This is a genomic window from Kribbella sp. NPDC050820 (assembly GCF_040653975.1).
GTDB lineage: Bacteria > Actinomycetota > Actinomycetes > Propionibacteriales > Kribbellaceae > Kribbella.
The window spans coordinates 1-12604 of sequence record NZ_JBFAHB010000076.1; the positions used below are offsets into that span (position 1 = coordinate 1).

A 12604-nucleotide genomic window follows, 5' to 3' on the forward strand; every position below is an offset into this window, starting at 1 on the left:
GCTCCCCCAACACCCTTCCCGCACACCAAAAAAACATCCTGGTCCGGGCGCGGGGCGGGGCCCCCGGCGCCCCCCCCCCGGCCGGATCCGTTTCTTCACCTTCGCGACCTCAAATAGTGGTCGTCGCGAGCAGACAAGGAACACGAAGTGCTTATTGCCCAGCGCCCCACCCTGACCGAAGAGGTCGTCGACGAGCACCGCTCGCGGTTCGTGATCGAGCCGCTCGAGCCGGGGTTCGGCTACACCCTCGGCAACTCCATCCGCCGTACCCTGCTGTCCTCCATCCCGGGGGCCGCCGTGACCAGCATCAAGGTCGACGGCGTCCTGCACGAGTTCTCCACCGTGGCCGGGGTCAAGGAGGACGCCACGCAGCTGATCCTGAACCTCAAGGACCTGTGCGTCTCCTCCGAGCACGACGAGCCGGTCACCATGTACCTGCGCAAGCAGGGCCCCGGTGACGTCACCGCCGCGGACATCGCGCCGCCGGCCGGTGTCGAGGTGCACAACCCGGACCTGAAGATCGCCACCCTGAACGAGAAGGGCCGGCTCGAGATGGAGCTGGTCGTCGAGCGGGGCCGGGGCTACGTCTCGGCGATCCAGAACAAGTCCGCCGACGCCGAGATCGGCCGGATGCCGGTCGACTCGATCTACTCGCCGGTGCTCAAGGTGACCTACAAGGTCGAGGCGACCCGTGTCGAGCAGCGCACCGACTTCGACCGCCTCGTGGTCGACGTCGAGACCAAGCCGTCGATGCTGCCCCGCGACGCCGTCGCGTCGGCCGGTAAGACGCTGGTCGAGCTGTTCGGCCTGGCCCGCGAGCTGAACGTCGAGGCCGAGGGCATCGACATCGGCCCGTCGCCGGTGGACGAGCAGATGGCGGCCGACCTGGCGCTGCCGGTCGAGGACCTGCAGCTCACCGTCCGGTCGTACAACTGCCTCAAGCGTGAGGGCATCCACACCGTGGGTGAGCTGATCTCGCGCAGCGAGCAGGACCTGCTGGACATCCGCAACTTCGGCTCCAAGTCGATCGACGAGGTCAAGCTGAAGCTGGCCGAGATGGGCCTGTCGCTGAAGGACTCGCCTCCTGGCTTCGACCTGCGTGCGGCCACCGAGGCCTACGGCACCGAGGCCGACGACGAGGACGAGAGCTTCGCCGAGACCGAGCAGTACTGATACCTGCCCCGGCCCCACCACCCCGGTCACTGAGTCAACCACCCCCGGGCCGAGCGGCCTGAGATTCCTGGAGTCAAGAGATGCCTACCCCCACCAAGGGTGCCCGGCTGGGCGGCAGCCCGGCGCACGAGAAGCTGATCCTCAGCAACCTCGCGACGTCGCTGTTCGAGCACGGCGCCGTCACCACCACCGCGGCCAAGGCCAAGCGCCTGCAGCCGCTGGCGGAGCAGATGATCACCAAGGCCAAGCGTGGTGACCTGAACTCGCGCCGCCAGGTGATGAAGCGGATCAAGGACAAGAGCGTCGTGCACGTGCTCTTCACCGAGATCGGCGAGCGGTACGCCGACCGTCCGGGCGGCTACACCCGGATCACCAAGCTCGGCCCGCGCAAGGGTGACAACGCGCCGATGGTGAAGATCGAGCTGGTCGAGGCGCTGGCCGACTCGCCGAAGGCGAAGAAGACCGCCAAGAAGGCTCCGGCCAAGAAGGCGGCTGCGGCGGACGAGGCCAAGGTCGAGGACAAGGCCGACGAGAAGGTCGAGGACGAGGCCAAGGTCGAGGACGTCCAGGACGTCGTCGCCGAGGACGCACAGGCCGACGACGTGAAGACCGCCGACGTGCAGGACGCGAAGACCGACGACAAGTGAGTCATCGGCTCTAGCCACTCACAGTGCCCCCTCACCTCACGGTGCGGGGGCACTGTTGCGTTAGATTGCCGTGTGCGTTGGCGGATAGACCTGAGGTACGACGGAACGGCCTTCCACGGCTGGGCCCGCCAGGAGGGTCTCCGGACCGTGCAGGGCGTGCTGGAGGAGACGCTCCGGATCGTCCTGCGGCTGCCCGAGCCGCCGATCGTCACCTGCGCCGGCCGGACGGACACCGGCGTACACGCTCGTGGCCAGGTCACCCATGTGGACGTCGAAGGCGCTGTAGAGCCCGTGAGGCTCCTCAGAAGCCTGAACGGCGTACTGCCCAAGGATGTGGCTGTTACGGCCGTGACAGCGGCTCCAGAGGGCTTTGACGCCCGATTCTCCGCGCTCGCCCGTCGCTACGTGTACCGGCTGTGTGACGACCCCGCAGGCTGGGATCCGCTACAGCGCGGTCACGTACTGCGAGTGGGCCGCCCACTGGACGTGGACCGGATGAACGCCGCGAGCGCCGGACTGCTGGGGGAGCACGACTTCGCAGCCTTCTGCAAGAAGCGGGAGGGCGCGAGCACAGTCCGTGCGCTGCTGGACTACTCGTGGCAGCGGACAGCTCCCGGCCAACTGGAGGGCACTGTGATCGCAGACGCGTTCTGCCACTCCATGGTGCGGGCTCTGGTCGGTGCGCTGATCCCTGTAGGTGACGGACGGCGTGACGTCGGCTGGCCGGCCGCCGTACTGGCTGGGAAGGTGCGGGACTCGGCTGTCTCCGTCCTGCCTGCGCACGGGCTCACACTGGAGGAAGTGCGCTACCCAGCAGACGACGAGCTGGCCGCGCGGGCGTTGCAAGCCCGTCAGGTCAGGGGAGAGGTGCACCAGCGTGGCTGACCACTACTTCTCGGCAGAGCCGGGCTCGGCGGACGTACGCCGTACCGTCGAAGCACGGATCTGGGGACGGGAGTACACCTTCACCACAGCGACCGGAGTGTTCTCGCGGGACCGCTTGGACATCGGTACGGCGGTTCTGTTGCGCGAGGTGGACCCGCCGACCGGCACGGGCACATACCTCGACCTGGGGACCGGCTACGGGCCGATCGCCTGTGCGCTGGCCGTCGAGGCGCCGAAGGCGGAGGTCTGGGCGGTCGACGTGAACACGCGAGCGCTGGAGCTGACGGCGGAGAACGCGCAGCGGGCCGGGGTGGGCGACCGCGTGCATGCTGTGCTGCCGGACGCCGTACCTGAGGAGGTGTGGTTCAGCCAGATCTGGTCCAACCCGGCGATCCACATCGGCAAGCCCGAGCTGCACAAGATGCTGCTGTTCTGGCTGGGCCGCCTTGCCCCCGGCGGCGTGGCATGGTTCGTCGTCGGCAAGAACCTTGGCGGTGACTCCCTCCAGCGCTGGCTGACCGACCAGGGCTACCCCTGCGAGCGAACCGGCAGCGCGAAAGGCTTCCGCGTCCTGCGTGCAACGAACCCGGGTTCATCGCCGTCCTGAGGGTATGGAGGCAGCCTTGGCGGCAGCAGAGGCACGGACGGGCTCGATCGACTTCGAGCTCTGGGTGACCGAGAAGGCGGACGCGTTGCTGCGCTTCGCCTACGTCCTGACCGGCGACAAGAGCCTGGCCGAGGACGCGGTGCAGGACGCCCTGACGACCGCCTGTGCCCGCTGGAGCCGGGTCAGCCGTGCCGACGACCCCGAGGCCTACGTCAAGCGGATGGTGGTCAACGCGCACATCTCCTGGTGGCGCCGCTTCCGCCGCCGCGAGGCGCCGTCCGCCGATCCGGTCCGCACCGGGCCGCCGGCACCGGACCGGGTCGCGGACAGAGCGGAGTCCGACGCCGTCTGGGCGCTGTGCGCGACGCTGCCGGACAAGCAGCGGGCAGCCGTCGTACTGCGCTTCTACGAGGAGCTCTCGTACGCCGAGATCGGTGCGCTGCTGCACTGCGCGGAGGCGACCGCCCGGTCACACGTACACCGGGCACTGGCAGCACTGAAGACCACGCTGAGCAAGGAAGGAGCCGAGGATGCCTGAGCACGAGCACGAGTCTGAGCAGGAGCTCGGCCCCAAGATCGCCGACGCGTTCCAGCACCAGGCCGACCAGGCCGGCGGGCTGCGGGGCAGCGGACTGGCGGCAGAGGCTCGTCGGCGGGTCCGCAAGCGGCGGCAGGGGATGGCGATGGCCGCAGCGGCCGTCGTGGTCGCTGTGTCGATCGGAGGCGTCTGGAACGCCATCGGTGAGCCGTCGCCGATCGCGTCGAGCGCCCAGGACAGCAACAGCAGTGGCAGTGCGGAGCGTGGGACCGTCGGCACCGAGTCGGGTACGCCGAATTTCGTGCCACCGCAGGGGGACGCCGGCTGTCCGGCCGACCACCCGATCCAGCAGCCGAACGGCGCCATCGCCGTACCGCGGGGGACCGGTCTCGACGTGGAAACCCCGGTCTACGGGATGCAGGCGTGCCGCTACCGGCTCACCCCGGGCGGGACGATGCTGCTCGGCCAGCGGGCCTTCAACGCCACGATCGCGCAGCAGGTGGTCGACGCGATCAAGGTGCTGCCCGAGCGGAACCCGGACCTGCCGGTGTTCAAGTGCACGCCGCAGGCCGCGCAGCCGTCGGAGGCCATCGTGCTGCGGTTCGACACGTCCGTCGGCGTACGGGAGATCTGGGTGCAGTACGACGGCTGCGACTCGGCCGGCTTCTTCACCGGATCCCGCACGTTCGGCCTCTACTCCGCACCGCTCAAGCTGTTCATGACGGGCACGGTCCGCCCGACCAGTGGGACCTATCTGGAGGCACTTAAGGACTGGTGAGTCAGTCGACGGCCGGCCCGCGCTCCTGCCTGGGCCGGAACTGCACCAACCGGCCGGCCGCTGCTGCCCCCGGCGCCGCAGCCGCACCCGTTGCCGCGGCCCCACCCGTTGCCGCACCCCCGCCCGGTCCAGCACCCGCGCCCGCGCCGCCGGCTGGTCCAGCGCCACGTCCTAGTCCGGCGCCGGCCTCGGCTGACTTGCCGGCCGGCTCCACCGTCGCAGCAGGCAGCGTTTGCGGCATTCCGGTCGTCCCCTGTCCGGTCTCCGACCCCAGGAACCGCTTCAACTCCGCGATCGTCGCCTGGACCTGCTGCATGGCCTGGTAGGCCTTGAGGCTCGCGAGAAACCCCTGCTCATGCGGCGACAGCGACGGCAGAGGCGGCTCAGAACCCGGGTGGGCTGCGTAGTGGGCCTCGGCGTCCGCCAGGTGCTCGGACAGGTCGGCGATCGCACGTTGCGCGTGCTCCGCGCCGAAGCGAGATGTCTCTTCGGGGGTGGGCCTACCAGGCCTCTCGGGCCCTTCGTACTGCAGCAGCGCGCCGAGCTCAGACCGCAGCGACCGGGTGAGCCGGTGGCGCATCAGGGCCCGGTGAGACTCCGGCATCACGACGCCGAGCCGCTTGTCGATCACCAGGTCGGCCAGCGCGTTGAACCGCTGCGGTCGCGGCGTCTTGTCGATCGTCGTCCAGAACTCGTCGGCCGGAACGTCGGTGAGCACGGACAGCGCCCCGACGCTCTCCCACAGGCAGCGGCTGACCCCTGGGTATCCCCAGTCGACCTGCGCGTCGAGGATGCCGGGCACCTCCCGGTCGAGCCCGGTCTCCCGGATGATCTCGTCGGTGTGGCGCGCCGACATGACCACCGCGCGTGCCTCCTCGAGCGCGGTGTCCTCGGGTGAGGCCAGCTCGACCGCGTCCGGGGACCTGTCGTTGCCGAGGACGCTCGTCTGGTGCTCCGCCTCGTGGACCAGCACGATCATCGCGTACCGCGCGAGCACGGGATCCGCGCCGGCGCGCACCAGCGGCTCCAGCACCGTCGGCCGATCCACGGCGATCGGCCCACCGATCTGCGCGAAGCCCGGGTGTTCGCCGCCGACCTGCTCGTACAACCGGCGATTCCACTGCGACGGCATCCCGGTACGGCGTGCGACGGCCTCGACGACCCTCGCCACCAGCGCGTACTCCGGCGTCCCCGGCGGAATCACCGCACCGAGCCGCCCACTGTAAGGTTCCCCGGCGCTCACCCGCCGATCCTGCCGCCCCACCAGGTCACTCGACGGAGCCTGCCGAGCTTCTGGTCTTGGCCGTCGATAGAATCCGGAGGACTTGATGCTCGTGAGCGGTGAGGGCCGGAGATGTCGGAAACGGGGAACGGGAGCGCGCAGCCGGACCCGCGCTGGTCGTTCGACGACGAGCGCGCGTTCGAGTCGGCGCGTCATCGGATCGGCGCCGTGATCTCGGCGTACAGCGCTCGCATCGGGGCCGCCGAGAATGCCGGTGACGACGCCGAGGCGGACCGCCTGGCGACCGCGTCCGAGGCGTACGAGGAGCTCCGGCGCACGCTGTCGCCCGACGACAAGGCGGAGATCGCGAAGGTCAACGCAGAGTTCCCGGACCTGCTGGCCCGGGTCCGCGCCGGCCTGCTGTGAGCCGGCTCTCGCCGGAGAAGCTGGGGGAGTTCTACCTGCGGAGGATCCGGGGTGGGATCCTCAAGCACGGCCGGTCGATGCCGTGGCGGCAGCCGACCGTGCTGTTCATCGCGGGGCAGCCCGGCGCGGGGAAGACCACCATGCAGGCGGCGGCGATCGAACGCCTCGGCATGAAGAACGCGTACGTCCTCGATCATGACGAGTTGCTCGAGAAGCACCCGAACTACGCGAGTGGAGCTCTCGAGAACGACTACACCGCCTCCGGAATCTACGGCCAGGACGCTGCGATCTGGCGTGGCTGGGCGCTCCAGGACGTCCAGGCACGGCGGATGGACGTCGTTGTGCCGTACCCGGTCTCGGGCCAGTACGACCTCGACCTGATGCGGCAGTTCCAGGAGCAGGGGTATCGAGTCGAGGTCGCGTTCGCTGCGGTCCACGAGGCGCAGAGCCAGCTCGGGATCATGGAGCGCTTCACCGACGGACGGCAGGAAGCCGGGTACGGCCGGTGGATCGGCGCCGAGCAGCACGACCAGATCTACCGGGACATGCTGGGCACTGCCGACGCGATCGAGGCACAGGGCCTCGCAGATGCCGTGCACGTCTACCGGCGGGGTGAGGCCGAGCCGGTCTTCACGAACGAGCGGCAGAACGGCGTCTGGCGCCACCAGCTGGGATCGAGCCGCTGGGCGATCGAGACAGAGCGGAACCGGCCCTGGACCGACCGGGAGGCGAACCACTTCGTCCGCGGGTGGAACCGGCTCGCAGCGCTGGCGGCGCGGCCGGTCAAGGACCATTTCAAGGCGATGCCGCTGATGGCGTCGGGCGAGGGCCGGCGCTTGCTCGGCCGGCTGCAGGAGATGGCCGCGCCGAAGATGGCCGAGCACCAACGGCTCGCAGAACAGCGCTCCGCCGCCGCACGCCAGGCGAACCAACACCCCCAGCAGCAGACGAGCCAGCCTGCACCCCAGCAAGCGCCGCAGCAGGCCCCGCAGCAGCGGGCCGGGGGCAGGGGCATGACTGGCAGCAGTTCGGTGTTCGGTTGCAGGCCGAGCAGAGCCCGGCGAGTGCCATCCCGCCGCCCAACCCCGCTGCGCAGTCGCAATCGCCGGGCGATGCAGCCGCGCCCACGCATCGCTCCCACCGCGGCCAGGCTGCCCGGACGACGCGGTACGACCAAGGCGCCGGCGACAAGGGTCGTTGACGATATCCGTTCGCCTGCCGTGGGCTCTGCCCTCAAACTGGGGGGATGGGTCACGTGGATGTCGGTGGGGTCGGTTTCGAGTTGCCGGACGGGCGGGTGTTGCTGGACGACATCACGTTCCGGGTCGGGGACGGGGCCAAGGTGGCGCTGGTCGGGGCGAACGGGTCCGGCAAGACCACGCTGACCCGGATCATCGCGGGTGACCTGAAGCCGCACAGCGGGAGCATCGCGCGGTCCGGTGGGCTCGGGGTGATGCGGCAGTTCGTCGGCTCGGTGCGGGACGCCTCGACCGTGCGCGACCTGCTGCTGTCGGTCGCCCCGGAGGCGATCCAGACCGCCGCCGCCAAGCTGGACAAGGCCGAGCTGGCGATGATGGAGGCCGACGACGAGAAGACCCAGCTCAAGTACGCGCAGGCCGTGGCGGACTGGGGCGAGGTCGGCGGGTACGACGCAGAGGTCCTCTGGGACGTCTGTACGACGGCCGCCCTCGGCATCCCGTTCGACCGCTGCCGCTGGCGTGAGGTGAAGACGCTGTCCGGCGGTGAGCAGAAGCGCCTGGTCCTGGAGGCCCTGCTGCGCGGACCGGACGAGGTCCTGATGCTGGACGAGCCGGACAACTACCTCGACGTACCGGGCAAGCGGTGGCTGGAGGAGCAGTTGCGGGCCACCGACAAGACCGTGCTCTACATCAGCCACGACCGCGAGCTGCTGGCGAATACGGCGACCCGGATCGTCACCGTGGAGCTCGGTGCGGCCGGCAACACGGTGTGGACGCACGGCGGTGGCTTCAAGACGTACCACGAGGCCAGACAGCACCGGTTCGAGCGGTTCGAGGAGCTGCGCAAACGCTGGGATGAGGAGCACGCGAAGCTGCGCGCCCAGATGCTGATGTACAAGCAGAAGGCGGCGTACAACTCCGACATGGCTTCGCGCTACCGGGCTGCGCAGACCCGGCTGCGCAAGTTCGAGGAGGCCGGGCCGCCGCAGGCGATCCCGCGCGAGCAGAAGGTCAGCATGCGCCTCACCGGCGGCCGCACCGGCAAGCGTGCGGTCGTGTGCACGGCTGTCGAGCTGACCGGTCTGATGAAGCCCTTCGACCTGGAGGTCTGGTACGGCGAACGCGTCGCCGTACTGGGGTCGAACGGGTCCGGCAAGTCGCACTTCCTCCGGCTGCTCGCGAACGGCGGCTCGGACCCGGACGTGGAGCACCGGCCGGTCGGCGACGTACAGATCTCGCCAGTGACCCACACCGGCAACGCCAAGCTGGGCGCGCGGGTGCGACCGGGGTGGTTCGCGCAGACGCACGAGCACCCGGAGCTGGTCGGCCGGACGCTGCTGGAGATTCTGCACCGGGGTGACGAGCACCGGGAGGGCATGGGGCGCGAGCTCGCCTCGCGGAAGCTGGACCGGTACGAGCTGGCGCATGCCGCGGAGCAGACCTTCGACAGCCTCTCAGGCGGTCAGCAGGCCCGCTTCCAGATCCTCCTGCTCGAGCTGTCCGGTGCAACGCTGCTGCTGCTCGACGAGCCCACCGACAACCTCGACGTCGAGTCCGCCGAGGCGCTGGAGGAAGGCCTCGACTCGTTCGACGGCACGGTCCTCGCAGTGACCCACGACCGCTGGTTCGCCCGCGGCTTCGACCGCTACCTGGTCTTCGGCGCCGACGGCTCGGTCTACGAGTCCAACGAACCCGTCTGGGACGAAGGCCGCGTCGAAAGGGCCCGCTGACCCTTACAGTTCTCCCACACCAACGAGGGGGGAACTCGTGATGCCAGCAGACCTGGCCACCCGCTGGGCGGATACGGTCATCCCCAGCTGGCTCTACCGCTGGCTCATGCCGGTCGGATGGCTGGCCGCGGTAGCCGTGTCGATCGCCACCGCGGGGGACGAGCCGTGCTCGGTGGACGATCCGACGATCTGCGGTCCGGACGCGGCGTTCGCGTTGACGATCGTCCCATTGCTGGCCACCTTCGTCCTGTGGTGGTGGCAGCCCGACGCGGCAGCGGTCGCCGGACTTCTGTTCGTCTGCCTTCAGACCTGGTACGACGGCGGCGAGGTGATCGCCGAGTGGGCGATCTACGCGGCGGCCTGCGCGCTGCTGTTGATCGGGATGGCGTTCACTCGCCATCAGCAGCGGGCGCTCACGGCTCACCTGCCAAGGCGGCAGGTAATGGTCCCGTCGGCCAAGCCGCTGGGTGTCTCCGGCCGGCTGATCGCCGCAGCCGTGCTGGTGATCGTCGGCGCGGCGGCCCTGGGGGTGATGAGCTGGCAGGACCAGCAGGAGGACGTTCACGTACGTCGTGCCGTGGCGCAGACCGCGACCGCCGGTGAGGTGGATGAAGACGAAGAGCTCGAGCTGAAGCTGCCGGACGGGAGCGTCCGGACCGCCGGCGTGTACGACGACTACGCGCCGGGTACACCGATTCCGGTGCTGGTCGATCCGGCCGACAGCGACTGGCTCCGGCTGCGGGCGGAGCCTGCCGACCACACCTACTGGTACGTGGTGGCAGGCGGCGCTTGGCTGCTCGCCCTCCTCTTCGTACGCCGAGACCTCGCGACCCGTCGAGCCCGTCCACGCCAGACCCGGACGGCGCCTGGCCTGCCGGTCAGGATCGATCTCGACGCCGCCGGACTCTTCGCGGTCCGCTCTGCCGACGGCGTGCTGATCGGTTTTCTCTCCCTCGAACTCGACGACGAGAAGGAGGACGAGCGGCTGATCGCCGCGATCGATCAGGTGGACGACGAAGGGGCCGACGCGCCGGCCGCGGTACGAGCCGAGTGGGCCAAGACTCTCCGGCGCTATCACGGTGAGGCCTTGCTGGTCGGCGATCTGACTGAGGGCAGTTGGCCGACGATCGTGATGGGCGACACCACGCTCCGCCCAGTGAGCCCGCTGCGATCACCCCGCCGGACTCCGTGGAGCGCCGAATCCGTCGACACGATCACGACGTATCTGAACCTGGAGGCAGGTGATCGGATCGAACTGCCACTGCGGACCCTCCCAGCGCGGGAAGTTCCGGCGTTGCCATGGGCGGCGCCGGTCCAGCCGGTCCCTAGGTGGTATCGCCCGGCGCTCGCCGGCCTGCTGCTGGCGGCGCCCTTCGTCATGTGGTTAGTGGCGGGGCCGTTCGGGGAGTGGACCTTCGCGGTCGTGCTCGGGTGCTCGGGCGTGTCCCTGGTCAGTCACCTGGCCGGGCGGGTCTTCTACCGGGTGGTCGCCACCCCAGAGGCGCTGGTGGTCCGAGCGGGCGCGTCCGAGCAGATCCACAGTTGGCGCGCGATCGATGCGGTTGAGGTGGGGCCGGATCGCGTGAGTTTGCAGACGGGACTCAACTGGATCGCGGTCGACGGTCTCGCGCCCGGTCAGGCGCCGTACGTCGGGGCCGTGTTCGAGGCGTTGCGGCGGGACGCGCCGGGCGGTCCGCTGCGCTCCGCCGGCCGTCGGTGGACGCCTCTGTTTCTGGTGGAGACGCTCTACACGGTCACATGCCTTGCGGCCGTGGTGCTTACCCGGTGGGGTCCGCTCTAAGGGCTGACGCACCAGCCGTCGCGGTAGGCCGCCCAGTTGTCTGCAGTGGCAGTGAAGTCGACGTACATGGCGAGGCCGAAGTTCTGGCGGTTCGACGTGCCCAGACCGAGCCGCGCGCCCCGGACGGCTGCGGCGACCGTCTCCGCGTGCCCCCAGTGCGACGGGTTGCTCTCCCAGTACGCCGGGAGGCCCATGAGGAGGTCCGTCGACGCGGGCGTCGCCTCCAGCGCCAGCTTGGTCTGCTGGGCGACATAGCCGCCGTACAAGGACTCCAAGGGCATCGCGGTGTCGTAGGACATGACCGCGATCTGCTCGACGCGGCGGGCGACCTCGGCGAAGTAGTCCTGCGACCACCACTTGCCCTCGCCCGTGATCGCCAGTGGGAGTGCGTTGACGCGCCACAGCGGCTCCAGCTGAGCAGCAGCGACGGACAGCGGTACGCCGCGCTTCGCCGTCAGCACATGCGTCTCGTCCAGTACGGCGAGGAAGCCGGCCGACCCGGAGTGCACCGGCTCGAAGTCGAAGTGGATGCCCTGAAACCCCTGGTCGAGTACGGCGGCCGACGACGCCACCACGCGCGCCCGCACCGCCGGGTCGTCCAGGTCCATGCCCGGGTTCTTCCCCGGCTGCACGATGTCCCCCAGCCATGCCTGCACGCGTACGGCGGGAGCCGCGGCCTTCATCGCCGTCGTGAACCACCGCGCCCGCGGCGACACCTTGGCCAGCGGCAATGTGCCGTCATGCTCCAGCGGACCGGCGTGCACGTACAGGTCCCGGATCCCGGTGCCCTCGAGCTGACGGGCCAGAGCGATCACGTCGGCGTCGGTCTTCCGCCCGTCCATCCAGGCGTGCCCCAGCCACAGTGCGTCGTTGTTGCGCGTCCGGGCCTCGGCTGCCGGCTCGCCGGCGTACTGGATCCGCAGTGACACCGCGAACGCGCCGAGCGGCACCGGTACGAGCAGCACGAGGATCAGGACGACGACTAGCACGACCCGGCGCCGGCGCGACCAGGTCTTCCAGCGCCGCCTCACGGACGCAGGCCGTCGAACACCAGCGCGAGCATCCGGTCACGGACCTCAGGCTCGAGCCCGACCGCGGTCGCACCGCGGGATGCGCCGATCAGCAGCGCGTAGACCTCGGCCAGCCCGGCGTCACGCCGCACGGCGCCGGTCTCCTGGGCCCGGGTGAGCAGCGTGCCGAAGGCCTCGCGCAACCCCGCGCCCGCCTTCCGGGCATCCGCGCCGCCCAGCGAGCCGGCCGCGGTGAGTGCCTCGGCGATCGCCAGCTTGGACGCGGACTCCGACACCACCTGGGTGAAGAACCCGAAGAACGCCTCGCCCGGATGGTTGCTGGCGGCAAGTTCGAGCGCGGTGTCGCGCAGCCGCGCCAGCCGCAGGGTGAGCACTGCCTCGAGCAGCTCGGTCTTGGTCGGGAAGTGCCGGAACACGGTCGCGATCCCGACCCCGGCCAGTTTCGCCACGTCGTCGGTGGACGCGTTCGGCGACCGGCCGAACACCTCGTCCGCCGCGGTCATGATCCTGGCCCGGTTGTCTCGCGCGTCTGCTCGCACTCTGCTCCCCTCTCGCCCTTCAGCCTAG

The 12604-nt window shown here is 69.9% G+C and carries 13 protein-coding genes; 10 read left to right on the top strand and 3 right to left on the bottom strand.

Annotated features, from left to right (window positions below):
- Positions 1-147: 147 nt before the first annotated feature.
- The 6 genes from AB0H36_RS39585 (at position 148) to AB0H36_RS39610 (ending at position 4628) form a co-directional block, all read left to right on the top strand.
- A complete protein-coding gene (locus AB0H36_RS39585; protein WP_360535690.1) occupies positions 148-1173 on the top strand; it encodes a DNA-directed RNA polymerase subunit alpha in 1026 nt (341 codons plus the stop codon).
- 80 nt (positions 1174-1253) lie between these two features.
- Complete coding sequence (gene rplQ / locus AB0H36_RS39590; protein WP_360535692.1) at positions 1254-1820, top strand: 50S ribosomal protein L17; 567 nt, start codon at positions 1254-1256, stop codon at positions 1818-1820.
- A gap of 72 nt (positions 1821-1892) precedes the next feature.
- Positions 1893-2705 (top strand): tRNA pseudouridine(38-40) synthase TruA, encoded by an 813-nt coding sequence (truA, locus tag AB0H36_RS39595; protein ID WP_360535694.1) that lies wholly within the window; start codon positions 1893-1895, stop codon positions 2703-2705.
- On the top strand, positions 2698-3312 hold the full coding sequence (locus tag AB0H36_RS39600; RefSeq protein WP_360535696.1) for a methyltransferase: 615 nt from the start codon (positions 2698-2700) through the stop codon (positions 3310-3312). The genes truA and AB0H36_RS39600 overlap by 8 nt, the downstream gene beginning before the upstream one ends.
- A gap of 16 nt (positions 3313-3328) precedes the next feature.
- Positions 3329-3850, top strand: a complete 522-nt coding sequence (locus tag AB0H36_RS39605) for a SigE family RNA polymerase sigma factor (protein ID WP_360535698.1) — start codon at positions 3329-3331, stop codon at positions 3848-3850.
- Positions 3843-4628, top strand: a complete 786-nt coding sequence (locus tag AB0H36_RS39610; RefSeq protein WP_360535700.1) for a hypothetical protein — start codon at positions 3843-3845, stop codon at positions 4626-4628. Before AB0H36_RS39605 ends, AB0H36_RS39610 begins: the two co-directional genes overlap by 8 nt.
- Position 4629: 1 nt before the next feature.
- On the opposite strand, the gene AB0H36_RS39615 is transcribed toward AB0H36_RS39610, so the two are convergent.
- Positions 4630-5871, bottom strand: coding sequence for a hypothetical protein (locus tag AB0H36_RS39615; protein WP_360535702.1), 1242 nt, complete (start codon positions 5869-5871; stop codon positions 4630-4632).
- 111 nt (positions 5872-5982) lie between these two features.
- Here AB0H36_RS39615 and AB0H36_RS39620 point away from each other — a divergent pair, with 111 nt between their 5' ends.
- From AB0H36_RS39620 to AB0H36_RS39635, 4 genes are read left to right on the top strand one after another with little or no spacing between them, the layout of a single operon-like run.
- Positions 5983-6276, top strand: coding sequence for a hypothetical protein (locus AB0H36_RS39620; protein ID WP_360535704.1), 294 nt, complete (start codon positions 5983-5985; stop codon positions 6274-6276).
- A complete protein-coding gene (locus tag AB0H36_RS39625) occupies positions 6273-7661 on the top strand; it encodes a zeta toxin family protein (RefSeq protein WP_360535706.1) in 1389 nt (462 codons plus the stop codon). Before AB0H36_RS39620 ends, AB0H36_RS39625 begins: the two co-directional genes overlap by 4 nt.
- Positions 7574-9205, top strand: a complete 1632-nt coding sequence (locus AB0H36_RS39630) for an ATP-binding cassette domain-containing protein (protein WP_360535766.1) — start codon at positions 7574-7576, stop codon at positions 9203-9205. Before AB0H36_RS39625 ends, AB0H36_RS39630 begins: the two co-directional genes overlap by 88 nt.
- A gap of 40 nt (positions 9206-9245) precedes the next feature.
- Positions 9246-11006: a hypothetical protein gene (locus AB0H36_RS39635; RefSeq protein WP_360535708.1), complete on the top strand. Its 1761-nt coding sequence runs from the start codon at positions 9246-9248 to the stop codon at positions 11004-11006.
- On the opposite strand, the gene AB0H36_RS39640 is transcribed toward AB0H36_RS39635, so the two are convergent.
- Together AB0H36_RS39640 and AB0H36_RS39645 are read right to left on the bottom strand one after the other, a co-directional pair.
- Positions 11003-12037, bottom strand: a complete 1035-nt coding sequence (locus AB0H36_RS39640; RefSeq protein ID WP_360535710.1) for a hypothetical protein — start codon at positions 12035-12037, stop codon at positions 11003-11005. The genes AB0H36_RS39635 and AB0H36_RS39640 overlap by 4 nt on opposite strands.
- A complete protein-coding gene (locus AB0H36_RS39645) occupies positions 12034-12576 on the bottom strand; it encodes a TetR/AcrR family transcriptional regulator (RefSeq protein WP_360535712.1) in 543 nt (180 codons plus the stop codon). Before AB0H36_RS39645 ends, AB0H36_RS39640 begins: the two co-directional genes overlap by 4 nt.
- Positions 12577-12604: the final 28 nt, after the last annotated feature.

Excerpts from the sequence above, each read along its gene's own strand:
- AB0H36_RS39610 (WP_360535700.1), top strand. The coding sequence starts at position 3,843 with ATGCCTGAGCACGAGCACGAGTCTGAGCAGGAGCTCGGCCCCAAGATC.
- AB0H36_RS39635 (WP_360535708.1), top strand. The coding sequence starts at position 9,246 with ATGCCAGCAGACCTGGCCACCCGCTGGGCGGATACGGTCATCCCCAGC.
- rplQ (WP_360535692.1), top strand. The coding sequence starts at position 1,254 with ATGCCTACCCCCACCAAGGGTGCCCGGCTGGGCGGCAGCCCGGCGCAC.
- AB0H36_RS39620 (WP_360535704.1), top strand. The coding sequence starts at position 5,983 with ATGTCGGAAACGGGGAACGGGAGCGCGCAGCCGGACCCGCGCTGGTCG.